The sequence below is a fragment of the Streptomyces sp. LUP47B genome (assembly GCF_001746295.1).
Classification (GTDB): Bacteria; Actinomycetota; Actinomycetes; order Streptomycetales; family Streptomycetaceae; genus Streptomyces.
The window spans coordinates 1-26,036 of record NZ_MJAH01000034.1; the positions used below are offsets into that span (position 1 = coordinate 1).

The 26,036-nt window shown below is 70.7% G+C and carries 23 protein-coding genes and 2 tRNA genes; 14 read left to right on the forward strand and 11 right to left on the reverse strand.

Going from position 1 to position 26,036, the window contains the following annotated elements; all coding sequences use genetic code 11:
* Both BFN33_RS47755 and BFN33_RS47760 read right to left on the reverse strand, forming a co-directional pair.
* The coding region (locus tag BFN33_RS47755) for a PAS domain-containing protein (protein ID WP_088245554.1) at positions 1-3,558 on the reverse strand (3,558 nt) is incomplete at its 3' end.
* 170 nt (positions 3,559-3,728) lie between these two features.
* Complete coding sequence (locus tag BFN33_RS47760) at positions 3,729-4,157, reverse strand: SSI family serine proteinase inhibitor (protein ID WP_069766500.1); 429 nt, start codon at positions 4,155-4,157, stop codon at positions 3,729-3,731.
* Between the two features lie 153 nt (positions 4,158-4,310).
* On the opposite strand from BFN33_RS47760, the gene BFN33_RS47765 reads away from it, so the two are divergent.
* The 5 genes from BFN33_RS47765 to BFN33_RS47790 all read left to right on the forward strand — a co-directional run bounded on the left by BFN33_RS47765 (position 4,311) and on the right by BFN33_RS47790 (position 7,420).
* Positions 4,311-4,401: transfer RNA gene (locus tag BFN33_RS47765), tRNA-Ser, on the forward strand.
* Between the two features lie 187 nt (positions 4,402-4,588).
* A tRNA-Arg gene (locus BFN33_RS47770) sits at positions 4,589-4,661 on the forward strand.
* A gap of 282 nt (positions 4,662-4,943) precedes the next feature.
* Positions 4,944-5,489 carry a hypothetical protein gene (locus BFN33_RS47775; protein WP_256123088.1) on the forward strand — a complete coding sequence of 182 codons (546 nt, stop codon included), beginning with the start codon at positions 4,944-4,946 and terminating at the stop codon, positions 5,487-5,489.
* A gap of 826 nt (positions 5,490-6,315) precedes the next feature.
* Positions 6,316-6,462 (forward strand): hypothetical protein, encoded by a 147-nt coding sequence (locus tag BFN33_RS55155; protein ID WP_256123089.1) that lies wholly within the window; start codon positions 6,316-6,318, stop codon positions 6,460-6,462.
* A 397-nt stretch (positions 6,463-6,859) separates the two neighbouring features.
* The gene (locus BFN33_RS47790; RefSeq protein WP_069766504.1) at positions 6,860-7,420 is read left to right on the forward strand and encodes a GNAT family N-acetyltransferase; all 561 of its coding nucleotides are present in this window, start codon (positions 6,860-6,862) and stop codon (positions 7,418-7,420) included.
* Between the two features lie 25 nt (positions 7,421-7,445).
* On the opposite strand, the gene BFN33_RS47795 is transcribed toward BFN33_RS47790, so the two are convergent.
* Both BFN33_RS47795 and BFN33_RS47800 read right to left on the reverse strand, forming a co-directional pair.
* Positions 7,446-8,000, reverse strand: a complete 555-nt coding sequence (locus BFN33_RS47795) for a DUF4760 domain-containing protein (RefSeq protein ID WP_069766505.1) — start codon at positions 7,998-8,000, stop codon at positions 7,446-7,448.
* Positions 8,001-8,130: 130 nt separating this feature from the next.
* A complete protein-coding gene (locus BFN33_RS47800; RefSeq protein ID WP_088245549.1) occupies positions 8,131-8,325 on the reverse strand; it encodes a hypothetical protein in 195 nt (64 codons plus the stop codon).
* Positions 8,326-8,546: 221 nt separating this feature from the next.
* Here BFN33_RS47800 and BFN33_RS47805 point away from each other — a divergent pair, with 221 nt between their 5' ends.
* On the forward strand, positions 8,547-9,104 hold the full coding sequence (locus BFN33_RS47805) for an NUDIX hydrolase (protein WP_079141427.1): 558 nt from the start codon (positions 8,547-8,549) through the stop codon (positions 9,102-9,104).
* A 97-nt stretch (positions 9,105-9,201) separates the two neighbouring features.
* Here the strand turns inward: BFN33_RS47805 and BFN33_RS47810 are convergent, their stop codons facing one another.
* The gene (locus BFN33_RS47810) at positions 9,202-9,741 is read right to left on the reverse strand and encodes a GtrA family protein (RefSeq protein ID WP_069766506.1); all 540 of its coding nucleotides are present in this window, start codon (positions 9,739-9,741) and stop codon (positions 9,202-9,204) included.
* Positions 9,742-9,755: 14 nt separating this feature from the next.
* Positions 9,756-10,121: a hypothetical protein gene (locus BFN33_RS55770; RefSeq protein WP_370743397.1), complete on the reverse strand. Its 366-nt coding sequence runs from the start codon at positions 10,119-10,121 to the stop codon at positions 9,756-9,758.
* 485 nt (positions 10,122-10,606) lie between these two features.
* On the opposite strand from BFN33_RS55770, the gene BFN33_RS47820 reads away from it, so the two are divergent.
* The 8 genes from BFN33_RS47820 to BFN33_RS47855 all read left to right on the forward strand — a co-directional run bounded on the left by BFN33_RS47820 (position 10,607) and on the right by BFN33_RS47855 (position 20,731).
* Positions 10,607-11,482 (forward strand): DUF2797 domain-containing protein, encoded by an 876-nt coding sequence (locus tag BFN33_RS47820; protein WP_079141428.1) that lies wholly within the window; start codon positions 10,607-10,609, stop codon positions 11,480-11,482.
* 18 nt (positions 11,483-11,500) lie between these two features.
* Positions 11,501-11,986 carry a hypothetical protein gene (locus tag BFN33_RS47825; RefSeq protein WP_069766508.1) on the forward strand — a complete coding sequence of 162 codons (486 nt, stop codon included), beginning with the start codon at positions 11,501-11,503 and terminating at the stop codon, positions 11,984-11,986.
* 184 nt (positions 11,987-12,170) lie between these two features.
* Positions 12,171-12,911, forward strand: a complete 741-nt coding sequence (locus BFN33_RS47830; protein WP_054235077.1) for a response regulator transcription factor — start codon at positions 12,171-12,173, stop codon at positions 12,909-12,911.
* Positions 12,908-14,512: a HAMP domain-containing sensor histidine kinase gene (locus BFN33_RS47835; protein WP_079141429.1), complete on the forward strand. Its 1,605-nt coding sequence runs from the start codon at positions 12,908-12,910 to the stop codon at positions 14,510-14,512. Before BFN33_RS47830 ends, BFN33_RS47835 begins: the two co-directional genes overlap by 4 nt.
* 14 nt (positions 14,513-14,526) lie before the next feature.
* Positions 14,527-16,014, forward strand: a complete 1,488-nt coding sequence (locus tag BFN33_RS47840) for a bifunctional glycosyltransferase family 2/GtrA family protein (RefSeq protein WP_069766510.1) — start codon at positions 14,527-14,529, stop codon at positions 16,012-16,014.
* Positions 16,014-18,227, forward strand: coding sequence for a glycosyltransferase family 39 protein (locus tag BFN33_RS47845; protein ID WP_069766511.1), 2,214 nt, complete (start codon positions 16,014-16,016; stop codon positions 18,225-18,227). Before BFN33_RS47840 ends, BFN33_RS47845 begins: the two co-directional genes overlap by 1 nt.
* Before the next feature lie 116 nt (positions 18,228-18,343).
* Entirely contained in the window at positions 18,344-19,825 is a 1,482-nt protein-coding gene (locus tag BFN33_RS47850) for an MFS transporter (RefSeq protein ID WP_069766543.1), read from the forward strand.
* Positions 19,826-19,969: 144 nt separating this feature from the next.
* Complete coding sequence (locus tag BFN33_RS47855; RefSeq protein WP_069766512.1) at positions 19,970-20,731, forward strand: TetR/AcrR family transcriptional regulator; 762 nt, start codon at positions 19,970-19,972, stop codon at positions 20,729-20,731.
* Positions 20,732-20,750: 19 nt separating this feature from the next.
* On the opposite strand, the gene BFN33_RS47860 is transcribed toward BFN33_RS47855, so the two are convergent.
* The 5 genes from BFN33_RS47860 to BFN33_RS47885 all read right to left on the reverse strand — a co-directional run bounded on the left by BFN33_RS47860 (position 20,751) and on the right by BFN33_RS47885 (position 25,905).
* Positions 20,751-21,224: a PPOX class F420-dependent oxidoreductase gene (locus BFN33_RS47860; protein ID WP_069766513.1), complete on the reverse strand. Its 474-nt coding sequence runs from the start codon at positions 21,222-21,224 to the stop codon at positions 20,751-20,753.
* Between the two features lie 4 nt (positions 21,225-21,228).
* Positions 21,229-21,525 (reverse strand): hypothetical protein, encoded by a 297-nt coding sequence (locus tag BFN33_RS47865; RefSeq protein WP_069766514.1) that lies wholly within the window; start codon positions 21,523-21,525, stop codon positions 21,229-21,231.
* A gap of 408 nt (positions 21,526-21,933) precedes the next feature.
* A complete protein-coding gene (locus tag BFN33_RS47875; RefSeq protein ID WP_069766516.1) occupies positions 21,934-22,755 on the reverse strand; it encodes a YceI family protein in 822 nt (273 codons plus the stop codon).
* Positions 22,756-22,844: 89 nt separating this feature from the next.
* Complete coding sequence (locus tag BFN33_RS47880; RefSeq protein ID WP_088245551.1) at positions 22,845-25,385, reverse strand: MFS transporter; 2,541 nt, start codon at positions 25,383-25,385, stop codon at positions 22,845-22,847.
* 13 nt (positions 25,386-25,398) lie between these two features.
* On the reverse strand, positions 25,399-25,905 hold the full coding sequence (locus BFN33_RS47885; protein WP_069766517.1) for a MarR family winged helix-turn-helix transcriptional regulator: 507 nt from the start codon (positions 25,903-25,905) through the stop codon (positions 25,399-25,401).
* Positions 25,906-26,036 lie beyond the last annotated feature (131 nt).

A 26,036-nucleotide genomic window follows, 5' to 3' on the forward strand; every position in this document is an offset into this window, starting at 1 on the left:
CCGGGTGCCGAGCTTGCGCCGCCGCCCCGAACCACCGGGCTGCTGCGGGGGAGGCGTGGCCGTCCCCGGCTGCTGCACCTGAGCCGCCTGGCGGGTGAACGGGACGCCCTGACCGAGGGTGCGCACGCTGATCGCCCGGCCCTGGGTGGAGTTCGGGTCGACGGGCGCGGCCGCGGCTTCGGCGGGCAGCGGCTGGGCGACCCGGGCCTGCAGGGGCGTGCCGGGCGGCGGAGTGGACTGACCGGCTTCGGGGGCCTGCGCGGGCTGGGGGGCGGGCTGGTTCGGGGGTACGGCGGTGGCGGCGCCGTTCGCCGGTACGGAGTCGTGGTTGGGCCACGGCTGGGGAGTGGGCGTGGCCTGCGACTGGTCTGCCGGTGCCGGTGCCGGTGCCGGTGCCTGCGGCTGGGGCGTCTCGGCGGGGAGGGGCTGGTTGGGGGCCGCCTGGAGGGGCGAGGCCGGGGCCGGTACGGTCTGCGGAACCAGGCCGGCCTGTCCGGTCGCGTTCTGCACGGGGACACCCGGGAACTGGGCTGACGGCACCGCGCCGGGGGCCTGCTGGGCAGAGGCCGTAGGAACGCCCACAGGAAGGGGCTGGCCGGGGGCGCCCGCTTGGACACCCTGTCCGGGCGCCTCGGCGGGCTGGGCCACGGCCCGTCGGCGGCGGCCCGTCGGCGCGTTGGTGGGGTGCGGCTGCGGAGGGGTGTGGTCGTCGGCCTGGTCGTGCGGCACGGCGTCGTGCCGACCGTCGTCACCGTGACCGTCGACGGGGACGGCGTGACCGGGGACCTGTGCGAGACCGTTGACCGGAACGGGGGCCGCGGCCTGGCCAGGGGGCTGCATCTGTCCCGGAACCTGCGCTTGCCCCGGTGCCTGGATCTGACCGGGTACCTGGATCTGACCGGGTACCTGCACTTCACCCGGGAGCTGTGCCGAGACCGGGGCCTGACCTTGGCCGGCGACCTGAGTCTGACCCGGGGCCTGACCCTGGCCGGGCGCTTGTGCCTGCCCCGGGGCCTGGAGCTGGCCGGGTGCTTGGCCTTGCCCAGGTACCTGCATCTGGCCAGGGAGCTGCCCCGCAGCACCCTGACCCGGCACCTGAGCCGGCCCCGCAACCTGGTTCGGCACCTGGCCCTGACCCGGGACCTGAACCTGTCCCGGAATCTGCTCCGACGCCGGCGTCTGTCCCTGTCCCTGTGCCTGCACCGGCGTCAGTCCCGCCGCGGCCGCGGCGTCGGACGGCCGGTCCGCGTCGGCGGGCGGGAGCGCGAACACCGCGCGGGGGGCCGCCTCCTGCGCGGCCGCGCGCTCCGACGCGGCGGCCAGGGCGCGCCGTCGGCGCCCGTCCTGCTGCGGTACGGACGAACCCTGCACGGCGACCTGGAGCTGACCCTGACCCTGCGCCTGGCCCGCTTCGGCGGAGCCGCCCGCGGGCAACGCCGCCGGCAGCGCGTGCTGTTCGCCGCCGTCGTTCAGGGCCCGACGCCCCGCCGGCACGGGCACGCCCTGCGGCGGCACGGTCCCGCCGAGACCGGTCCCCGCGGCGGCGGACCCGGCGCCATGCTCGGCCGCCATCACCACGGCACCCTCGGACACACCGGCTTCGGCGGACCGAGCACGGCGCCGACCGGTACCGCCGGACCCGTCCACGTCATCGCCGGAGGCCTGCGCCGGTACGGACACGGGCTGTTCCAGCTCGGCCGCCGCCCGCCGCCTGCGCCGCCCGGTGGGCGCCACGGACTCGTCGGTCTCGGCCGGGACGTCGGCGTCCAGGAAGGAGTCGGTGGAGGAGCGCCGGGCCCGCCGCCGCCCGCCGCCCTCGGCAGGGGCGGTTTCCACGGGGGCGGTTTCCAGCGGGGCGGCCTCCAGCGCGGCCGGACCGGGAACCGCGACGGCCCCCGCCCCACCGCCGATGGGCACTTCGAGGACGTACGCGCTGCCGCTCATGCCCGGCACCTCGTGCGTCTGCAGCACACCGCCGTGGGCGCGCACGATCCCGCGCACGATCGGCTCGTGCACCGGGTCTCCCCCGGCGTACGGCCCGCGCACCTCGATCCGTACGCCCTCGCCGCGCTGTGCGGCCGCCACCACGACCGTGTTGTCCATGTAACCGCCCGCGGACACGGGAGAGTTCCCGGTCGCGTCGACCCCGGCCACGTCCGCGATGAGATGCGCGAGCGCGGTCGCGAGGCGCTGGGCGTCGACCTCGGCCTCGATGGGCGGCGCGTGCACGGCGAACTGGACGCGTCCCGGCCCGATGAGCTCGACCGCGCCGTCCACGCCCGCGGCGACGACCGCGTCGAGCATGACGTTCGTACGGACGATGTCGTCGGTGCCGGCGTCGAGCCGCTGATAGCCGAGGACGTTGTCGATGAGGTTGGTGATGCGGGAGTAACCGGCCGAGAGGTGGTGCAGGACCTGGTTGGCCTCGGGCCACAGCTGGCCGGCGTCGTCGGCGGCGAGCGCGGACAGTTCGCGGCGCAGTTCGTCGAGGGGTCCCCGCAGGGAGCGGCCGAGCAGGGTGAGGAGCTGGTCGTGGCGCCCGGCGAGCGCCTCGAAACGGTCCTTCTCGCGCTCGCCGAGTGCGGCGTACCGCTCCTCACCGGCGGCGAGTTCCTCGGCGTGCTGCTCCTGGAGCTCTTCCAGTTCGGTGATGTGCTTCTGGCGCAGCGCGGTGAGTTCGGAGGCGTACTCCTCCTCGATCCGCTCCAGCTCCGCCGAGTGGGCCTTCTCGGCGGCGGTCTTCTCGTCGGCGAGTGAGTCGTAGGGCCGCCGGTCGGTGAAGGTGAGCACGGCGCCGACGAGCTGGTCGCCGTCGCGCACCGGCGCGGTCGTCAGGTCCACCGGGACCTTGTCGCCCTTCTTCGACCACAGCACCTGTCCGCGCACCCGGTGCTTGCGCCCGGAGCGCAGGGTGTCGGCGAGCGGGGACTCCTCGTACGCGAAGGGGGTGCCGTCGGCGCGGGAGTGCAGGATGAGGTCGTGGAGCTCGCGGCCACCGAGGTCACTGGCCCGGTAACCCAGTATCTGGGCGGCGGCCGGGTTGACGAGCACGATCCGCCCGTCGGTGTCGGTCCCTACGACACCCTCCGAAGCGGCCCGCAGGATCATCTCGGTCTGCCGCTGTGACCGTGCCAGCTCGGCCTCGGTGTCCACTGTCCCGGTGAGATCGCGTACGACGAGCATGAGCAGCTCGTCTCCGCTGTAGCCGTAACCGTCGTAGGCCTGCTGGCCGTTCTCCAGGTTGGCGCTGGTGACCTCGACGGGGAACTCGGTGCCGTCGGTCCGCCGGGCGACCATCCGGGTCGGCTTGGTGCGCCCGCGCGGGTCCATGTGGTCGGGCCGCCGCATGGAGCCGGGGATGAGCCGTGAGTCGAAGTGCGGCAGCAGATCGAGCAGCCCGCGCCCGACCAGTGCGGTGCCCGGCGCCTCGAACGCCTCGAGCGCGATGGTGTTGGCGTTGACGACGGTCCCATTGGCGTTGACCAGCACCAACGCATCGGGAAGCGCGTCGAGTATGGCTGCGAGGCGAGCAGCGCCTCGGGATGGCCTGCTGCTCACGAGACGCTTCCTCCCTGTTACCGCACCTTGCCGACCGCTCGGGCCATCTTGCCAAGGGGCCCGCGACGTGTCACGCGAGGGAGTCTAAGCGCAGCCGTTGCGCGGAGGTGCCGGATGAGAGGGAGGTCGCACGACGAAGTGAAGTAGAACGTGTGACCGCCCCCCGGTGGCTAGGTGCCCATGCTGGGGAGGAGCGGCACGAACCGGTCCCAGCGCACGATGTCGCACCCGTCGCTCCGGTCGAACCAGGTGTCCACGGGACGCCCGGCCCAGGTCCCCGTGACGTGGGCGGTGGCGGGACCGCCGTAGAGCATGGTGCAGAAGCTGCCCTCGGGGACGGGGGCGAAGGTGTCCTTCCCCCACCGGGTGTTCCGTTCCAGGGCGGCGCAGGCGCCGGGGAGGTCGGGGTGGGTGCCGTGGGCGGGGTGACAGTCCACCTCGAAGGTCCCGTCGGCACCGCTTCCCGCGTCCCGGACGGTGACGACGAGATGGTCGCCGCCGTCGGTGTACGCCGACGCGGGAGTGGGGGCCAGGGCGGCGAGGAACAGGGGGAGGGGACTCAACCGGGCGAGCCGGCCGAGGCGGGTGACGTATGACATGCCCTGACTAACGCCGGACGGCGCCGTACGTTGCGCCGAAGCACTTTGCCCTGCGCCCCGCCCGCCTAGTACCGTGGGAACCGATTGGTGGCACGACCTTCGACTGTGTCATCATCTGCACGCACCACTCGCGCTCGCGCGGGCGGCTGTGCTGGAGGCGTCGCCTAGTCCGGTCTATGGCGCCGCACTGCTAATGCGGTTTGGGACTTCAATCCCATCGAGGGTTCAAATCCCTCCGCCTCCGCGCAAGATCACCGAAGCCCCGGTCCGAGCGACCGGGGCTTCGTCGTTGTCCCCTGCTCTGATGGGTGTTTCCGCAGGTCACAATGGCTACGGCAAACGGATTTCACATGCGAGCGGCAGTCATGTAATGTTCTTCCTGTCGCCGCGAGCGGCCCGGAAGGGCAAGGAACGGCGAGAAAACAGAACAAGCACTCGTAGCTTAACGGATAGAGCATCTGACTACGGATCAGAAGGTTGCAGGTTCGAATCCTGCCGAGTGCACACAGGTCAAAGGCCCCGGATCACTCCGGGGCCTTTGGCGTTTGAGGGGCGCACGGCAACGGCCGATGTCAGCCATTGACGTCAGTCGTCAGACCGTGAACCGGCGATCTGGGAGTGCCGGAGGATGCGCTGAGCCACCGTGGGATGGACCTTGAGGGCGATGAACCTGGAAACCCGCTCGGCCCAGCAGTGGTAGGCGATGGACAGCGTGCTTCTTGTTCGCCATGCTGCCCGAGTGATCACGCGACCATGTTGGCTGCGTTGTGTGAGAGGTGGGGGTTGATGGAGCAATCGCAGGTCGTGGCCAGGCCGCCGGAGCGCATTCGCTACCGGTCCGCACTTCTCCAATCCGTACTGCCCGTTCTGCCCCTCCTTGTCGTCGTCTGGGGTACGAAGGTCTGGGAGTGGATGAGCTGGAAGCCCGTCGGAGCTGAGATGACCGAGTCGTTCGGCCTGTGGGGCGCCACGCTGTTGGCGCTGTTGATCGCCGGGCAGTACTTCGGCGTCACTCTCACGGAGTCGACAGCCATCGTGCACAACCTCCGTCGCCGGACCATCCAGTGGTCGAACGTTCAGGCCATCTGCGTCGAAGGCTTCCAGGGCGCCCGAACCGTTGTGATCTACGAAGCGGGTGGCCGTCGTACCCGCCTGCGGGCACCAATCACCGGCTTCCTCCGCTGGGATCGCGGGTTCGAGGAGAAGTTCCAGACCATCGGCAAGTGGTGGCAGGACCACCGCGGTCCGGATTGGACACCCGTCCCGCCTCCTGCGGCACAGTTGAGCGGCCCACCGATTCCTGACGGGAACCCATTCGCCTCCCCCACGTAGTGGTCGGCGCCGGGCCTCGTACCTGCGGCATCGCCGTGACTGACCGCTCCGGCCAAAGCTATGGATCAGACGGGATCCGTGCCGCAGTCGCGCCGGATCGGAAGGGGACTCACAGCGAACTGCGGCTGCCGGCGGAGGCCACAGCCGGCGAAGCGGAAGTCGGCATCCCGCAGGTCGGACCACAACTCGCCCAACGTCGCTCCCACGGTGGGCTCTTCGGTCAGAACGAGGCTGTGAAGCCGGCGGACTGGTCGAGGTGGAATGCGGAGCCCGGAGCCGTCGGAGTCCAACCCGCTCGCAGGGCAAGCCGAACGGCTGCGGCAACACCGGACGGCCGTACAGGATCAGCCTCACGGCCGATCCAGTTGCTCGGATGCGGCTGGTCGGTGGTGACCACGAGCGTCATGCCCGGGGTCTCCGCATGCTCGACCGCGAACGAGCACGGTGACCAGGCCAGACCCTGAAAGTACGTCGGCCTGCCTCGCAGCCGCCAGCGGTAGACCGTACCGTCGACAACGATCCGTCGTGATCCCTTGCGGACCAGTGCCATGACGCCCCCTTCAACAGCGACGATGCTAGCGAGCCCGGCCCCACGCGGTTGAACAGCGCTGTCTTGACACGATCATGTGGTTGTGAGGTGATCCACGCACCGTGATCCAGTGGGGGAGTTGTTTTGTCGTACGTAGCCGTGACGCTTGCTGGTGCCGATACGCCGGGTGAGCATCTCCAACTGGCAGCCTTCACGGCCATGGCCGCGGTCTTCTTCATATGGTTGGGGCGACGGCAGCGCAGCACGGGGCGGAACGCGCTGGCGCAAACCGAGACCATGAGAGCCGCCGATCGGCTGATCCCGCCGCCGACTCCGAGTCGCGGGTACCGCACAGGCGGGTGCATGTACATCGTCGTCGGCTGCGTCTTCGCCCTGCCGGCCGTGTTCAACCTCTTGGCCGCGATCCTCGCACTCGTCGGATGAGCGGGCGGGGCAGAAGGGAATCAAGGCCGACCTGGCGAAGATCATCAGTCGTTCACTGTTCCCTCCCCGGCCGCCGCAACCCCAATGCCTCGTTCCGGCGGCGCCACGCAGCAACCATCCATGTCGCCGCAGGTGCACGATTGACGTCAACGCGGCCCCCTACGCCGATCACTCTCCAGTGTCCGGCTCCTGCTCGTCGGCTGATTCCTTGCGGTTTTGTCAGCGTTGGGTGGACGACGGCCTTTGGGCCATGCGAGCGACCTACTATCCATCGGGCCGGTCGACGCGTCACCGCGGCTTGGTTCATCCGGTGCACCATCACGGTCTTCCGGGGGGACTTCAACCGGATGAACCACGAGATCGGCGATCTGTCCGCCCGAAGCGAGAACGAGCCTCAGTGAGAATCACTCCCGCCCAACCGAGCGATGTGTCCAAGCTGCTGGCCTTCCGGTCGGAGGCCGCGGCCTGGCTTTCTCGCCGCGGAACCGACCAGTGGCAACGCCCGTACCCGGCGGACAAGTTGTTGGACACCGTGGAGGACGGGACCGTCTTCATGGTCCGGGACGGTGCCGCGACGGTGGCGACCATCACCCTGGCCCTCGAGGTGGAGTCGGGCCTCTGGACAGAGCGAGAGCTCTCCGAGCCTTCGATGTTCATCAGCAAGCTCTCCGTCGTGCGAACGCATGCCGGACAGAACGTCGGCGGCCGTCTGCTCGATTGGGCCGGAGACCGTGCCCACCGAGCCGGGGCCACCTGGCTCAGGCTCGACGCGTGGACGACCAACGAGGATCTACAGGCCTACTACCTCCGCCAGGGGTTCGCGTACGTCCGCACGGTCTTGGACGGGTCGGCGATCGCCGGAGGGCCTCGGGTTTCGGGTTGGCTGGCCCAGCGGCCGACGTACCCGGCCGAGCACGGCTTTGTGGACGAGACCCCGGAGCCGGAACGTCTTGGGTGACGGCTGGCCCTGCACCCGGGCTGCCCTAGGAAACGGGTTGTCCCTGCGGGGGCAGGTTCGCTCCGGCTCCAGGGGGAGTGACGGATCGGCGTGGCGTCATATTGCCGGCCAGCCATTCCAGGTTCTCCCACACGCGGGGCTCGCCGTGCGCCTGTCGCTGCGTCTCCACCCAGGGCCGGTAGTTGTTCCAGACGGCGATGATGAGTCCTCCCCATGCCTCGTCGATGACTTCGGGGTCGAAGGCGTCCGACTGCGCGCCGACGGCCAGGAAGTTGAACATGGTGAGGTAGGACGTGATCAGTTTCGTCGTTGGCTCGTCACCCGCCAGCGAGAGGCTGATCAGAGTTGAAATGGCCTCGTGGTCCCGCTCGTTGGGTATCCCCTCGTCGAACAGGATCTTTCGCCGCTCCATGTTGGCCGTGAGGTACTCCATGGTCGCCTGCTTGCGGCGCCTGTCGTGATCTTGGCTTGTGCCGCGAGCCAGCAGGAGGAGCTGCCACGCCAGTGCGCCGAAGGCAACGACACTGACGAGCAGAGAGCTGAACGAAGCGATCAGGGACCACCGCTCATACGACGTCACGGCCGAACCCTACGGAAGGCGCGCAGCCGGCGGGGCCGTTTCTGACATCAACGCCCGGCCCGGAAATGAGAGAGGCCCCGGAGGGGATCTCCGGGGCCTCTTGCGGTGGGGGTGATGGCGTGGCACGAGGTCATGCGGCGGTTGTGGCCAGGCCGTGGAAGGCCTGGGTGGTGCGGGGGTGGGCGAGTTCGTCGAGCAGGTGGCGCCAGTCGGGGTCGGCCGCGGCGGGGTGGGCCAGGTCCCAGGCGGTGAGGAGCGGGGCCAGTTCGCCCTCCGGTGAGATCTCGATCGACGGGGAGGGCAGGGAGGACAGCAGCGGGCTCATGGGAGTTCCTTCCGGAGGGCGACGCTCGGGTGAGGGCGGTGAACTCGGTCGCGGGGCCCGGGAATCCGGGTTCCGGGATCCGCTGGCTTCTACGATGCCGCCGAAACCGGGACCGCAACATGGAGCCCACCGCCCAGTCCGGGGTGGGGGCAGCTGTACCTCCAGGGTGTCGGCAGCCTCCGACGCGGGGTTGTCGTACCCCTCTGCGATCGTGACCTGTCATGCGTGAACTGGTGGAGCGGGTCGACGAGGAGGATCGGGTCATCGGGGTGGTGGACCGGGCGGAGGCCATCGAGAAGGGGTGGCTGCACCGGGTCGCGACCACGGTCTGCCGTGATCCGGACGGGCGGATTCTGGTGCATCGGCGGCCGGACGGCGTTTCCCGGTTTCCGGGGCGATACAACTGGCTGGTCGGCGGGGCGGTGGAGGTCGGGGAGCCGTACGAGGAGGCGGCGGCCCGTGAACTCGCCGAGGAGCTCGGGGTGTTCGGGACGCCTCGCTTCCTGTTCAAGTTCCTGTGCCGCGGCGAGATCAGCCCCTACTGGCTCGGGGTGCACGAAGTCGTCGTGACCGGGGCGCTCGTGCCCGATCCGGCGGAGATCGCGTGGCACGGCTGGTTCGGCGAGGGGGAGTTGCTGGAGGCGGCCGGGCGGGGGACGTTCGTGTCCGACGGAGTGGAGGCCCTACGGCGTCACCTGGCGGCCTGCTCGCCCGGAGCGTCGGCAGCGCCTCCCACCGACGGGGCTCCCCAGAGCCTGCGGTCCGGATCGTCGTCGTAGGGGATCTGGGGCAGGGCGCCCAGGCGGCGGCCCCGCATTGTCGAGCCAGTACCCGCGAGGCACAGCTCCCGTCGGGGGCGACCGTGGTGACCGTACGTCAGCAGGTGGCGCCGACGGCGGCCTGGGTGAGCACCGGGCGGGGCAGGGGGAGCACGGGGCGCCGGGGCGGGAGCGGGCTCTTGCGGCTACTCGCGAAGACGAACAGGCGCAGGACCAGGAAGCGGCCGATGCCGGCCAGACCGGAAGCGGTGAGGTAGACGGCCTGTTCCGTGAGCATGCCGGGCGCGGACTGGATGACGTGGAGGAGGAACATCGCGGCGCAGGTGACGGCGTACGCGGCCGCCGCGGAGCCGGAGGACTGGAGGTGCCGGCGCCAGCCGGGGCGCCGCCCGGTGCCGAAGGTGAACAGGGCGTGCAGCTCGGTGCACAGGAGCGTCGAGGCCACGGTGATCACCGCGTTCGCGAGCGCCCACGGCATCGTCATCGCCACCAGCGGTACGGCGAAGCTGGAGAGGACGCCGATCCCGCCGCCGCAGACGACGAAGCGGACGAAGGAGGCGAGGGGGCCGGGGGTGACCGGGAAGGACAGGGAGGGCGAGGACGCGGACTGGGTCCTGTCGACCGTCTGCGGCTCCATGGTGTTTCCTCCGGCTAGGCGCGGGCTTCTCGATCCGCCTGATCCGGGGTGGATCGGCTGAGATCAACGATGCCGTCGCGGGCTCGCCGGAACGATGGAGTGCCCTCCCGAATCGGGGGTGGGGCTAGCTCCACCCCCGGGGTGGGGCGGCCCTGCTGCTCGCCGTCCGCGTCCGTCGCCCGCAGCTCCTCGATATGGGCGAGCGCGAGGTTCGTCGAACGGCTGAACCAGTCGTGGAGTACGGCGATCTCGTCGGCGGAGCAGCCCGCGAAGACGGCGTCGAGGCGGTCGTAGTACGGCTGGTGGAGGGCGCCGGTGTGGCGATGGCCGGTGGTCTCGCGATCACTGCGGTGGGCTTCCTCGTCACCTGGGTCCAGCACCGTGCCGGCTGGGGCAAGCCGCCGGGGCGTCGGCGGCCGCGCGAACAGTGGGGGATGCGGGTGCGGGACACGAGCGCGCGGCAAGGGTACGCCCGGTGGTCGAGTGCAGGATGACGGGGCGGGAGGCTCGCGGATCCCAGTGGTCGCGCCCAGGGCCGGGGCGATGGATGACGGAACCCGTCTCCGCGGAGCCGGTGGGCTGACCTCCTCCGAAGCCCTGGCGTCGCGGCGCCCGCGGACCGGTCTCTTGCCCCGGCGGGCAGGGCCCCGGGCCCCTGCGGACCGCATTCCGGCTCCCGCAGGCCGGTCTCCCGCTCCCGCGGACCGCTTTCCGGCTCCCGTCGACTGGTCGCCGCCTCCCTCGACCGGTCCCCACTCCTACGGATCGGTCCCCGGCTCCCTCGACCGGTCCCCACTCCTACGGACCGGTCCCCGGCTCTTCGTGTGATCGCCGTTGTCAGTGGTGCCCCCTACCCTCGTGAGGGATGGCACAGGCATGGAAGTGCTCGGGGCTGCGGTGGTCGGCCGGTGGGCCCGTGTTGGGGTGGGTCGGCGGTCGGCGCAGCGCGCTGAGCTGGGGGAAGCGGGTGGCCTTCGGGGTCGTGGAGGGGGGTGTGCGGACATGCGTGGGAGCGCGGGGGCATGCGTGTCCGGCGCGGGCCGCGGTGTCGGGGCGGAGCACCGGGGCGCGGTGCGAGGAGTGTGCGCGGCTGGACCGGGCCCACTCCGTGGCCGCCGACACCCTCGCGGACGACCCCCGCCCGTACCGGGTGTACCTGGCGTGGTTCGGGCCCGGCATGGTCAAGGTCGGCATCACGGCGCACGAGCGGGGGAGCGCGCGCCTGTGGGAACAGGCCGCCGTCTGCTTCAGCTGGCTCGGCACCGGTCCGCTCATGGCCGCCCGGCGCACCGAGGAACTGCTGCGGGCGGCGCTCTCGGTGCCGGACCGCATTCCGTACGGCGACAAGCGGGCCGTCCGGTCCGTCCTGCCGGCGTCGGCCGCCGAGCGGGCCGCCGAGATCGCCGAACTGCACGCGCGGGCGGTAAGCCTGGGCGGCTGGCCCGAGTCCCTGGAGCGCGCGCCCTGCGAACCGGTCGACCACGTCGAGATTTTCGGCCTCGCCGACCTGCCCACGGCCGTCGGTGAGGTGAGCGAGCTCGTCGCGGGCGGGTCGGTGGGCGGCCGGCTCGTCGCGGCCGCCGGTCCGGACCTGCACCTGGAGACGGCGGGCGGGGGAGTCGTCGTACTGGACACACGGCTGATGACGGGGTGGGATCTCGTTCCGGCCGACGGGGCGGAAATCACCGTGCCGATGAGAGAGTTCAAGGAGGTACCGGGGGTTCAGGACGGGCTGTTCTGATGAGGGGGAGGGCCGGGGATGGACGTCACCGTGCAGTGGATACGGACGTCGTGGACGAAGCGGTCCCGTGGCGGCGAGGCCGCGACCAGGAGAAACGCGGCTCCCGTCGGCTTCGTGTTGCCGCCGTCCGCGGTGGGGCGCGACGGGGATCCGTTCGTCCACGCGGTCCGGATGGACGAGGGGGACGACTTCGTGCCGCACGACCACCAGGGCGACAACCTCAGAGGAGTCGACGTCCAACTCCGTGAGGCGGACGGGCGGTTGCGGGTCCTTCCCAGGGTGAGACCGATGTTCGGGGTGCCGCCCCGGCCGCGGCGGCGTCCGGGCGTGCGGCTCGAGTCCGGGCAGTGGGTGCGGTGGCGGCTCAACTACCGCTTCAGCAGTGGGCTGCGGGACTGGTCGTACTGGCTGGACACCTTCAACATCGCCTACGGCCCGGTCGGCGCCGAGGTGTTCCTCGGGGCGCCTACGGTCCATGTGGACGAGCAGGGGCCGGTCCGGTAGCGGACGGAGTTCGAGCGGTCGGAGTCTCGAGCCGTCGGATTGGCGGGCGGGTGCCTCGTCCGTCCCGTCGAACAGTCGAGCATGGGATTCCCCAGGGGTTCCCTGAGAGCCGCCTGTGCGTTTCTCAGGGAAATCACAGATATCCGAAAGGGTGCTCTCAGGGGGCCCCGACATGGTGGGCGCCATGACCACGACCTCGCCCCAGGGGCGCACCGAACTGCTGAGGCCGGACGGGAGCCCCGTCCGAGTGCTTGTGGTGGACGACGAGCTGTCGATCACCGAACTGCTGTCCATGGCCCTTCGCTATGAGGGATGGCAGATCCGGAGTGCGGGAGACGGCCAGGGGGCCGTTCAGACCGCGCGGGAGTTCCGGCCCGACGCCGTCGTTCTCGACATGATGCTTCCCGACATGGACGGACTGGCCGTCCTCGGGCGGCTTCGGCGTGACCTGCCGGACGTGCCGGTGCTGTTCCTGACCGCGAAGGACGCCGTCGAGGACCGCATCGCCGGGCTCACTGCCGGTGGCGACGACTACGTCACCAAGCCGTTCAGCCTCGAAGAGGTCGTGGCCCGGCTGCGCGGGCTGATCCGCCGGTCGGGTGCCGCCGACCGCCGCAGCGACTCCGTGCTGGTCGTCGGTGACCTCACCCTCGACGAGGACAGCCACGAGGTCTCGCGCGCCGGAGAGAACATCCACCTCACCGCGACCGAGTTCGAACTGCTGCGCTTCCTCATGCGCAACCCCCGGCGGGTGCTCAGCAAGGCGCAGATCCTCGACCGCGTGTGGTCGTACGACTTCGGCGGCCAGGCCAACGTCGTCGAGCTCTACATCTCCTACCTGCGCCGGAAGATAGACGCGGGACGGGAGCCGATGATCCACACCCGGCGCGGAGCCGGCTATCTGATCAAGCCCGCCGCCTCATGAGCGGACGACGACGGCCGCGGGCGCAGAAGCGAGCAGGGCGAGCAGGCAAGCCGCGCACGCTGCGGACGCGGCTCGTCGTCGCGTCGGTCGTACTGATCGCCGTGATCTGCTCGGTGATCGGCACCGTGACGACACTGGCATTGCGGACCCATCTGTACGACCAGTTGGGCGACCAAGTCTTCGACGCGGGGAAGCGTCTCGCGGGCCCTCCGTTCGGCAGGGACAACGACCCGAACTCCGCGGCACTGGACCAGCTCGACAAGTTCGTCTCCTACGGACCGACGCAGGAGGACACCGTCGTCGCGAAGGTCGGCGCCGACGGCACGATCTCCAAGGCGGTCATCGCCAAGCAGGTGTCCGACGAGACCCGCCAGCAGATGAACCCCACACCGCTGACCAAGGACCAGAGTGCCGCGCTCGCCGACGTGTCCACGACGGGCAAGCACGCCGTGACCATCCCCGGCCTCGGCGACTACCTCGTGATGTACGTGCGGGGCAATGACGGCGCCGACTACTACGTCGCCCTGCCCACCGCCACGGTCGACAGCACCGTCAACACCCTGATCCTCGTGGAGATCAGCGTCACCGCCGCCGGTCTGGGCGCGGCCGTCATCGCCGGTTACGTCCTGGTCGGGCTCGCCACCCGCCCCCTTCGCAGGGTCGCCAACACCGCCACCCGGGTCTCCGAACTGCCTCTCCACACCGGCGAGGTGAACCTCAGCGAGCGGGTCCCCGAGGCGGAGTGCGATCCGCACACCGAGGTCGGCCAGGTCGGCTCCGCGCTCAACCGCATGCTGGACCACGTCCATGGCGCCCTGCACGCACGCCAGCAGAGCGAGATGCGGGTGCGCCAGTTCGTGGCCGACGCCAGCCACGAGCTGCGGACCCCGCTCGCGTCCATCCGCGGGTACGCCGAGCTCACCCGACGCGGCAGGGAAGAGGTCGGCCCCGACACCCGGCACGCCCTGGGCCGTATCGAGTCCGAGGCGGGCCGGATGACGCTGCTGGTGGAGGATCTGCTGCTGCTCGCGCGCCTGGACGCCGGGCGGCCGCTGCAGTTCGAGCAGACCGACCTCATCCCGCTCGTCGTGGACACCATCAGCGACGCCCGCGCGGCCGGCATGGACCACAACTGGCGCCTGGACCTGCCCGACGAACCCGCTCTCGTCTCCGGTGACGCGGCCCGCCTCCAGCAGGTGCTCATCAACCTGCTCGGCAACGCCCGCAAACACACCCCCGAGGGCACGACGGTCACCGCGCGGATCCAGCGGCGTGGTCCCTGGATGTGCGTGGACGTCGAGGACAACGGCCAGGGCATCCCCTCCGATCTGCTCCCGCACGTCTTCGAACGGTTCGCGCGCGGTGACTCCTCGCGCTCGCGTGCCTCCGGCTCGACGGGGCTTGGCCTCGCCATCGTGGAGGCCGTCGCGACCGCGCACGGCGGCGCCGTGACCGTCGACAGCGTTCCCGGGCGCACCGTGTTCACCATGCACCTGCCCGCCATCGGTCCCGTGGCCCCGCGTCCGGCGCCCGAAACGAACTGGCAATCGCACTCACAGGCACAGCACAGCGCCGCCATATGGGTGCAACAGGGGGCTTGACCAGAGTCGTTCACATGCGAACCGACTCTTCTCCCGGCACCCTGCCGGCGCGGGAGCACCTCCCGGCCGGCGACGCCGGTACGCCTGTCCTGGACGTAGTGATCCCCGTCTACAACGAGGAGAAGGACCTCCAGCCGTGTGTGCTGAGACTGCACGACCATCTCAAGCGCACGTTCCCGTACGCGTTCCGCATCACCATCGCGGACAACGCGTCGACGGACGCCACTCCCCTGGTGTCGCAGCGGCTGGAGGCGGAGATCCCGGAGGTCAAGGCCTTCCGGCTGGAGCAGAAGGGGCGCGGCCGGGCCCTACGGACCGTCTGGTCCGCCTCGGACGCCCCGATCCTCGCCTACATGGACGTGGACCTGTCCACCGACCTCAACGCCCTGCTGCCGCTGGTGGCCCCGCTGATCTCGGGCCACTCCGACCTGGCGATCGGCTCCCGGCTCGCCCGCAGCTCCCGGGTCGTACGCGGCCCCAAGCGCGAGTTCATCAGCCGCGCCTACAACCTCATCCTGCGCGGCTCGCTCCAGGCCCGTTTCTCCGACGCGCAGTGCGGCTTCAAGGCGATCCGGCGTGACGTGGCGCAGGTCCTGCTGCCGCTCGTCGAGGACACCGGCTGGTTCTTCGACACCGAGATGCTGGTCATCGCCGAGCGCGCGGGCCTTCGTATCCACGAAGTGCCCGTCGACTGGGTCGACGACCCCGACTCCACCGTCCACATCGTGAAGACGGCGACCGAGGACCTCAAGGGAGTCTGGCGGGTGGGCAAGGCCCTGGCGAGCGGATCGCTGCCGCTGGACCGGATCACCCGGCCGTTCGGCGACGACCCGCGCGACCGCGAGATCCAGGACGTGCCCAAGGGGCTGGCCCGCCAGCTCGTCGGGTTCTGCGTCGTCGGCGGTCTGTCGACCCTCTTCTACCTCGTGCTCTACAGCGCCTTCCGGCAGTTCGGTGGCTCCCAGATCGCCAACGCGCTGGCCCTGCTGGTCTCCGCGGTCGCCAACACCGCCGCCAACCGGCGTCTGACCTTCGGGGTGCGCGGGCGGGGCGGCGCCGTCCGGCACCAGGCGCAGGGCCTGGTCGTCTTCGGTATCGGCCTCGCGCTGACCAGCGGCTCGCTCGCCGCGCTCAACGCGGCCAGCAGCGACCCCGCGCACTCCACCGAACTGGCGGTGCTGATCGCCGCCAACCTCGCGGCGACCGTGCTGCGCTTCCTGCTCTTCAGGGCCTGGGTCTTCCCCGACCGCGACGACGACCAGCCCCGCACCACGGTGGTGGCCGGCCACCACCCGTCCTCGCCGACCTACTCCACCCAGCAGCCCTACGCGCCGCTGCCCCAGCGCCCCACCCCGCACCACCAGTACGCGACGGCGCCGCAGCCGTCGTACGAGACAACCGAGTTCCGCGCCGGTGAAGCCGCGGAGCAGCGCTCCTGGAGGGACGCCACCGTGCAGTTGCAGCCGGTGCGCCCGACCGACACCGACCCGAGGAACTCCTGATGACCACGCAGACCGATCATCCGACCCGGCAGGGTTCCGGGTGGGGTCCGGCGGCGACGGCCCCCGAGGCGCCGGTCGCTCCCCCGGCCCCCGAGTCCGGCGAACCCCAGCAGCCCTTCGCGCGGAGACTGTGGCGCGGCCGCCCCGAGGACCCGCGCTGGGCACGCCCCGCCTTCTGGGGCCTGCTGCTCGCCACCGCGGCGCTCTACTTCTACAACCTGAGCGCCTCCGGCTACGCGAACTCCTTCTACTCGGCGGCCGTCCAGGCCGGCACCAAGAGCTGGAAGGCGATGTTCTTCGGCTCGCTGGACGCGGGCAACGCCATCACCGTCGACAAGCCCTCGGCCTTCCTGTGGCCGATGGAGATCGCGGCCAGAATCTTCGGCCTGAACTCGTGGACGATCCTCGGCCCCGAGGTCCTCATGGGTGTCGGCACGGTCGCCGTCGTCTACGCGTCCGTGCGCCGCCGGTTCAGCCCCGGGGCCGGTCTGATCGCGGGCGCCGTGCTGGCGCTCACCCCCGTCGCGGCGCTGATGTTCCGGTTCAACAACCCGGACGCCATGCTGGCCCTGCTGATGGCGCTGGCCTGCTACTTCGTCGTCCGTGCCATCGAGGACGGCAAGACGAAGTGGCTGGTGTGGGCGGGTGTCGCGATCGGCTTCGCGTTCCTCGCGAAGACCCTTCAGGCCTTCCTGATCCTGCCGTCGCTGGCGATCGTGTACGCGGTCTGCGCGCCGGTCTCCCTGAAGAAGCGCTTCGGCCAGCTGGCCGCCGCGACCGGTGCCCTGGTCGTCTCCGGCGGCTGGTGGGTCGCGATCGTCGAGCTGTGGCCGGCCTCCTCCCGCCCCTACATCGGCGGCTCGCAGAACAACTCCTTCCTCGAGCTGACCTTCGGCTACAACGGCCTCGGCCGCCTCAGCGGCGACGAGACCGGCAGCGTGGGCGGCGGAGGCGGCGGCACCGGCACCGGCCAGTGGGGCGAGACCGGCTGGAACCGGATGTTCAACTCCGAGATCGGCTCCCAGATCTCCTGGCTGCTGCCGGCCGCGCTGATCCTGCTGGTCGCGGGCCTGGTGGCGACGCGCAAGCTCAAGCGGACGTCGGTGACCCGCGGTTCGTTCCTCGTCTGGGGCGGCTCGCTGCTGATCACCCTGGTGGTCTTCAGCTTCATGGCGGGCATCTTCCACCAGTACTACACGATCGCCCTGGCCCCCTACATCGCCGCCGTGGTCGGCATGGGCGCCGGGATCCTGTGGGAGAGGCGCGCCGAGATGTGGGCCCCGCTCACCCTCGCGGCCGCGGTCGTGGCGAGCAGCGCGTGGGGGTACGTCCTCCTCAACCGCACCCCCGACTATCTGCCCTGGCTGAAGTGGCTGGTCCTCATCGGCGGCCTGGTCGCCGCGCTCGGCCTGATCTTCGTGGCCAGGCTCGGCCGGCAACTGGCGCTCGGTGCCGCGGCCCTGGGCATCGTGGCCGCGCTGGCCGGTCCGACGGCGTACACCCTGAGCACGGTGAACTCCGCGCACACCGGGTCCATCCCGACGGCCGGTCCCGCGGGCGCGAGCATGATGGGCGGCGGTCCCGGTGGCGGCGGGCGCGGCGGCTTCGGCGGCGGCACCGGCGGCCCGGGCGGCCAGACCCGGAACGGCAACGGCACCCAGGGCCAGGGCTTCCCGGGCGGCGGCACGGGCGGTACCGGTGGCACCGGCGGCTTCGGCGGCGGGATGCCCGGCCAGAACGGCAACACCCAGGGCAACGGCACCACGCAGAACCAGCAGGGCGGGATGCCCGGCGGCACCGCGGGTGACGGCGGCGGCATGGGCGGTGGCGGCGGGGTCGGCGGCCTGCTCAACGGCGCGTCCGTCTCCGCCGAGGCCAAGAAGCTGCTGAAGGCCGACGCGGACGACTACACCTGGGCGGCGGCCGCGATCGGCGCCCAGAACGCGGCGAGCTACCAGCTGGCCACCGACGAGTCCGTGATGGCGATCGGCGGCTTCAACGGCACCGACCCGTCCCCGACGCTGGCCCAGTTCAAGGAGTACGTGGCGGACGGAAGGATCCACTACTTCATCTCCAGCGGCTCCGGCGGTGGCATGGGCGGCAGCAGCAGCGGTACGTCCTCGCAGATCACCTCGTGGGTCGAGGCCACCTTCAAGAAGGTGACGGTCGGTTCGGCCACCTTCTACGACCTCACCCAGAAGGCGAGCGGCTGACGCAGGACCGGAAGAGGGCGGAGGGGCGGCGACCACGCGGGTCGCCGCCCCTCCGCCATGTCCACGGCCGCAAAGCTTGTTGTACGGCGTATAGGAAACGTTCTACGGTGTACGGCATGTCCGCTCCCGCATCCGTCACCGTCTCCCAGGCCCATCCCCAGCGCTGGCTGATACTCGGCGTCATCTGTCTCGCGCAGCTGACCGTGCTGCTCGACAACACCGTCCTGAACGTCGCGATCCCCTCGCTCACCCGGGAACTGGGCGCGGCCACCTCCGACATCCAGTGGATGATCAACGCGTATTCGCTGGTGCAGTCCGGTCTGCTGCTCACCGCGGGCAGCGCCGCCGACCGCTACGGCCGCAAGAAGCTGCTGATGGCGGGCCTGGCCCTGTTCGGCGTCGGCTCCCTGGTGGCCGGTCTCGCCACCACCAGCGAACAGCTGATCGCGGCGCGCGCGGGCATGGGCGTCGGCGGCGCGCTCCTCATCACCACCACGCTCGCCGTCGTGGTCCAGATCTTCGACGACAGCGAACGCGTGAAGGCGATCGGCCTCTGGTCGACGGTCAACTCGCTCGGCTTCGCCACAGGACCGCTGCTCGGCGGTGTGCTGCTCGACCACTTCTGGTGGGGCGCGATCTTCCTCGTCAACATCCCGGTCGCGGCCATCGGCCTGGTGGCCGTCCTGGCGCTGGTGCCCGAGTCCAAGAACCCGCAGGGCGACCGCCCCGACCTGCTCGGCGCACTGCTGTCCACGATCGGCATGACGAGCGTCGTCTACGCGATCATCTCCGGCCCGGACCACGGCTGGACCTCCGCCACCACCCTCACCTCCGCCGCGGTCGGAGCCGTGGTGCTGACCGGGTTCGCCGTATGGGAACTGCGCGCCCCCTACCCCATGCTGGACATGCACTTCTTCCGCAACCAGCGGTTCACCGGGGCCGTCGCGGGCGCGATCCTCGTCGCCTTCGGCATGGCGGGCTCGCTCTTCCTGCTCACGCAGCACCTGCAGTTCGTCCTCGGATACGACCCGTTGCAGGCCGGACTGCGGACCGCGCCGTTCGCCCTCACCATCGTCGCCCTCAACCTCACCGGGGTCAGCGCGAAGCTCCTGCCCAGGGCCGGCACACCACTCACCATCGCCCTCGGGATGACCTGTCTGGCGGTGGGCCTCGCGGCGATCGCCGTGCTCGGCCGTCACGGGTACGGCGGCATGCTGGCCGGCCTGGTCGTCATGGGCGCCGGGGTCGCCTTCGCGATGCCGGCCATGGCCAACGCCGTCATGAGCGCCATCCCTCGGGAGAAGGCGGGGGTGGGGGCCGGTATCAACGGCACGCTCGCCGAGTTCGGACAGGGGCTCGGGGTCGCGGTGCTCGGCGCGGTGCTGAACTCCCGCTTCGCGGCGCTGGTCCCGGTGGCGGCGGCGTCCTTGCCGGCGGCGCTGGCGCAGGCCGACTCGGCAGCGGAGCGGGCGCGGATCACCGAGGCGTTCGCCTCCGGACTGGAGAGCAGCCAGTTGGTGGGGGCGGGCGCCGTGCTGCTGGGCGGAGTGGTCGCCGCGGTGTTGCTGCGGCGGGTTGAGCGGGCAGAGGGAGCCTAGGAGCTCCGGGCTTCGGACCGTCGTCGGGTGCGAGTCCGTCGGGGCTGGTCGCGCCCACGCGGCGGGGCCGCACACCGATACGGTTCGTGCACCGGAAAGGCCTAGCATCTTCGCAAGTGGACGGATGTACTCGAAAGGTGCGCCATGCCTAACGCAGGCCAGAAGGCCTCGAGTCGGACCAGTGTGTGGCTGGAGGGCAAGGTGCGCCGGGGCGGGCGCGGCGGCGGGCAGCCCTCGGGACTCGACCGGGACCGGATCACCGAGGTGACGGTCCGTCTCCTGGACGCCGAAGGGCTGGCCAAGTTCTCCATGCGCCGGCTGGCCGCCGAGCTGAACGTGACCGCGATGTCCGTCTACTGGTATGTCGACACCAAGGACGACCTCCTCGAACTCGCCCTGGACGCGGCCTTCGGCGAACTGGAGCTGCCGGACCCGGAGGCCGACGAGGACTGGCGGGACCAACTGCGCACGGTGGCCAGGGAGTACCGGGGCCTGCTGGTCCGGCACCCCTGGATCTCACCGCTGGCCGGCACCTTCCTCAACATCGGCCCCCACTCCCTGGCGTTCTCCCGGATCGTGCACCGGGTCGTCCGCAAGACCGGCCTGCCCGCACACGGCATCACGGGCGCGATCTCCGCCGTCTTCCAGTTCGTCTACGGCTTCGGCACCATCGAGGGCCACTTCATCGCCCGCTCCGCACAGGCAGGCATGACCCAGGAGGCCTACTTCCGCCACGCCATGACCACCGCCACCCGGTCCCCCGGCGCCGCGGAGATCCTCAAGGAGAACGAGGAGATCATGGCGGCGAGGGGAGGCGACACGGTGGAGGAGATGAGGGACAGGGACTTCACGTTCGCCCTGGACCTGTGGATCAAGGGAATCGAGGCGATGGTCGAACCCGCTTAGGGCGCCGACCCAGGGCCCCTCAGGCGTCCGGCGAGGCCAACCGCTCAGGAAATCCACCGGTGGCCACAGGACCCCACCGCACCGGCGTCACCCGGATGATCGACTTGCCCTGCTTCACCATCGCAGCCCGGTACTCGTCCCAGTCGGGGTGCTCACCGGCGATGTTCCGGTAGTACTCCACCAGCGGCTCCACGGACTCCGGCGGGTCGATGACCTCCGCGGTCCCGTCGACCTGCACCCACGGTCCGTTCCAGTCGTCGCTCAGCACGATCACGCTGACCTGGGAGTCCCGCTTCGCGTTCCGCGTCTTGGCCCGCTCGGGGTACGTCGAGACGACGATCCGTCCGGAGTCGTCCACTCCGCAGGTCAACGGCGAGGCCTGCGGTGACCCGTCCCCCCGCCGCGTCAGCAGGATCGCCCGGTGCCGGGGCCGTACGAAGTCCAGCAACTCGTCCAGCGAGACGGCCTTGTTGGTCGCAATGTTCGGTGCCATGACGTCAGCCTAGTTGGAGTGCCACGGCGTTCCAGTGCACCGCGTCACGGCCGAGTCGGTCCGCTTTCTCGTCCACGATCCGCAGCAGGTTCAGCCCCGCGTCCGCCCCGTGCCCGGCGACCTCCTCCGGCGCGATGTCGAACATCCGCCGGTCCACCGGTGGCTCACCGCGCCGCAGGGTGAGCGCCCGCGCGGGCGCCTGAGCCAGCAGATCCAGCAGCGCCTCGTGCACCGACTCGAAGGAAACGCTCTCGTATACCCTTCCCAGCCGCTGCGCCGACTCGGCGTAGTAGGCCTGCACCGTTCCTGTGGACTGAGCAGAGTGAGTCCGTTCAGCCGCGCGCCCCGAACGGTCTTGGGCGAGCTGGTCCCCGGCGTACTCGACCCCGGGGCGGCGACACGCATCCTGTGCGTGGTCCGGGCCCGGGAGGCCAGTTCCCTTACGACCTGGCAGGTCGGTACGGCCAGAGGCGACGGGGAGGCCCTGAACCATCCTCTGGTGGAGCAGGGGCCCCGCACGCTGACGCCGCACCTGGTGTCCCAGGTCGCACGACCACGCTAGCCCGGACAGCCCAGGGCGCCGCAAGCCCGGAAGCGGACGATCACACGATCGAGCTAATGCCGACTTGTGCGCACTCCGTGGTGAGCAGCACCAACCCCCGCGGTTCGCTCCATGCCAGAACGGTACGACCCGCCACTGACAACGCCCTCAGGCCTGCGGCAGCGACTCCCCCTGCACCGCCTGGACATCGAGCTCGACCTTCAGCGTCGTACCGATCGCCGCGATCCCCGCCTGCACGACCTGGTTGTAGTTCATGGCGAAGTCCTCCCGCCGCAGCTGGGTGGTGGCCCGGAAGGCGGCACGGGTCCCGCCCCAGGGGTCGGCCCCCGTCCCCAGGTACGCGAGGTCCAGGTCGACGGGGCGTACGACACCACGCATCGCCAGTTCACCCCGCACGGTCCACCGGTCCGTACCGGCCACGTCCAGCCCGGTGGACCGGTACGTGATCTCCGGGTACCGCTCGACGTCCAGGAAGTCCGCCGACCGCAGGTGCTCGTCCCGCATCGCGTTCCCCGTGTCGATGGATGCCGCCCGGATCACCGCCTCCACCCGCGACTTGGTCACGTCGTCCGGGGCGACCTCGATCGCCGCCGTGAAGTCGGTGAAGCGGCCGTGCACGCTGGAGATGCCCAGGTGCTGGGCGACCGCGCTCACGCCGGAGTGGGCCGGGTCCACGGTCCAGGGTCCCGGCGGCGGAAGTTCCGCCCCGCCGATACGGGCCAGTGTGACCGTGCCGACCTCGGCCCGGCCGCTCGCGGTGACGATCGCGCTCGACGCGGCGGGCGCGTAGCCGACGGCCGTGACGATGACGGTGTACGGCCCCGGCTCCAGCGGTGTGCCGTCCCGTACCGCCCCTTCGGCGTCCGCCTCCGCGCGCAGTACCTGCGTCCCGGTCATGTCCGTCACCGTGACGACCGCGTGCGACACGGCCCATCCGTCCCGGGTCCGGATCCTCGCGCTCAGTCCCATTTCACGTAACTCCTCGAAGAAGACCGGCCCGTGGCGGGAGCGCACCTCCGCTCGGAGCGCGCTCCCTGCCACGGGCCGGAGTCGGTGGACTACTCGCCGGGGTGGGCGAGTTCGATGTCGTGGCCGTCGACCGCGGGGCCGTTCACCGTCAGGGCCGTCGCCTGCGGCGGGTAGCCCGTGGCGATGACCGTGTACTCGCCGCCGTCCAGGTCGGTGAAGGCGTACGCCCCGTCCGTCCCCGTGGTGGCGGTACCGACCACGTTGCCCGCCGCGTCCACGAGGGTGACCCGCGCGTCGGCCAGCGGACCGTGCGGCGCCCGTACGACACCCTGGAGGCGGGCCCCCGAGTCGAGGTCGACCTCGATGCGGGTGACGCCGGTGCCGCCGACCTCGACGGGCAGTGCGCGCGGCCGGAACCCGGCGGCGTTCACCGCGACGGTCACCGCACCCGGCACCAGCTCACCGAAGGCGAACTCGCCATGCTCACCGGTGGTCCCGGTGGCCAGCAGATCGCCCCGCACATCGGTGACGATCACCATCGCGTCCTTGACCGGCTCCCCGCTCTGCGCGGCCCGCACGAGCCCGTTCAGCCCGCTGGTGCCGCTGAGGAGGACGTCGTAGGCCACCGGCTCGCCGTTCACGAGCACCGTGGACGCCTGCGGCTGGAAGCCGTCGGCGGAGGCGATCAGGACGTACGACCCCACGCTCGGCGCCTCGACCGCGTAGGAACCGTCGGCCTGGGTCACCGACCGGCCCAGCTGCCGTCCCGCGAGCGAGATCAGCGTGACCGCGGCCTGTGGGACCGGCGCGCTCTCGTTGCCGCGCACGAAGCCGCGGACCGGGATGCCGCCGGAGCCGGCCGAGGACTCCTCGGGGCGGGTCAGGGTGGCGACGGCGGACAGCCGCTGCGTGCCGTCGGGAGCGGTCTCGGTGTCGGAGGTGGTCGTGGCCCAGGTGGGCGTGTGCCCGGCAGCCGGAACAGCGGCTTCCGCGGGGGTCGCGGCCTCCGTGGGGGCCTCGGCCGGCGAGTCCTCGCCGGCCGCCTGCGCCAGTGCGCCCTTGGTCTTCAGCGGAACCTCCTTGATGAACAGGGTGATCAGGAACGCGACGGCCGCCAGGGCACCGGCGATCAGGAAGACGTCTGCGATGCCGTGGCCGTAGGAGCTCTCCATGAGCGTGCGCACCGGGGCCGGCAGCTTGCCCAGGTCCGGGATGCTGTCGGTGGACGAGCCGGTACCGGACAGGGCGGCCCGGTACTTGGGGTCGAGGGCGGCGACGCCGTCGGTGACGTAGTGCGAGATCCGGTGGGACATGACCGCGCCGAGCGCGGAGACGCCGACCGCACCACCGAGGGAACGGAAGAAGGTGACCGTCGAGCTGGCCGAGCCGAGGTCGCTCGGGTCGACCTGGTTCTGGGTGCACAGCACCAGGTTCTGCATCATCATGCCGATGCCGAGACCCAGCAGGGCCATGAAGATGGCCATCTTCCAGTAGTCCGTGTCGTACCGGATGGTGCCCAGCAGGCCCAGTCCGGCCGTCACCAGCACACCACCGCTGACCAGCCACGCCTTCCAGCGTCCGGTGCGGGTGATGAACTGCCCTGAGACGGTGGAGGAGACGAACAGACCACCGATCATCGGGATGGTCATCACACCCGACATCGTCGGGGACTTGTCGCGGGCGAGCTGGAAGTACTGGCTGAAGAACACGGTGCCGGTGAACATCGCGACACCGACGAAGAGGGAGGCCAGCGAGGCCAGGGTGATGGTGCGGTTGCGGAACAGCCGCAGCGGAATGATCGGCTCGCGCGCCTTGGACTCGACAAGCACGAAGACCAGGCCGAGGACGATCGAACCGCCGACCATCGCGTACGTCTGCCAGGAGATCCAGTCGTACTTGTCACCGGCGAACGTGACCCAGACCAGCAGCAGCGAGACGGCCGCGGCGACGAAGAACGCGCCGGCCCAGTCGACCTTGACGTCCCGCTTCACGACGGGCAGGTGCAGAGTCTTCTGCAGCAGGATCAGCGCGATCACGGCGAAGGGGACGCCGACGTAGAAGCACCAGCGCCAGCCCAGCCACGAGGTGTCGGTGATGACACCGCCGAGCAGCGGGCCGCCGACGGTGGCGACGGCGAAGGTCGCGCCGATGTAGCCGGAGTAACGGCCGCGCTCGCGCGGGGAGATCATCGCGGCCATGACGATCTGCGCGAGGGCGGACAGACCGCCGACGCCGATGCCCTGGACGACACGGCAGGCGATCAGCATGCCGGCGTTCTGCGACAGACCGGCTGCCGCCGATCCCAGCACGTAGATGACCAGGGCTATCTGGACGAGCGCCTTCTTGCTGTACAGGTCGGACAGCTTGCCCCACAGCGGGGTGGTCGCGGTCATGGCCAGCAGCGAGGCGGTGACGACCCAGGTGTAGGCGGACTGGCCGCCGCCGAGGTCGCCGATGATGTGCGGCAGGGCGTTGGTGACGATCGTCGACGACAGGATCGCCACGAACATGCCGAGCAGCAGGCCGGAGATGGCCTCCATGATCTGCCGGTGCGTCATGGGGGCGTGCTCGGTGGCGCCTCCCCCGTGCTTGGCGTGAGCCCGCACACCGGTTGGTGTGGTCGTTGCCATGGGCTTCCTTCTCTTACTGGGTGGTCGCGGGTGTACGGGTGATCTGTTCGAGTACGGGGGAAACTGGCGGCCTCGGCTCGGGGCCGTGGGCGCGGGTGTCGTCGAAGCTCGCCCGGAGGCGGGCCATCAGCGCGGTCAGCTGGGTGACCTCGTCGTCGCTCCAGTCGCTCAGCCGTTCGGCGAGCAGCCGGCAGGTCCGACGGGACAGCTGGTCCAGGAGCGCCTGGCCGGCCGGCGTGAGCCGCAGGATGCGGGAGCGCTTGTCCGCCGGGTCGGGGGAGCGTTCGATCCAGCCGCGCTCGGCGACGTGCGCCACGTGCCGGCTGGTCACGGACATGTCCACGGCGAGCAGCTCGGAGAGCTTGCTCATGCGCATGTCTCCGTAGCGCCCGAGCAGGGTCAGCACGGCGGCGGAACCGGAGGGGCACTCGGACGGCATCATCCGACCGATCTCCCTCTTCACGGCGCCGAAGGCACTGAACTGACGGATCAGCTCCTCGTATCGCGCCTGCTCGGCCATCACGCCTCCCGTATTCGTTGCTTAGGGCAACCATAGGCGTGCTTGGTTGCTACAGGCAAATAAAACGGGGTAGGGGCGCCATAAAAACTTGGCAAAGGCAAGTATTGCGAACGTAAACCTGCGGGTGGGGG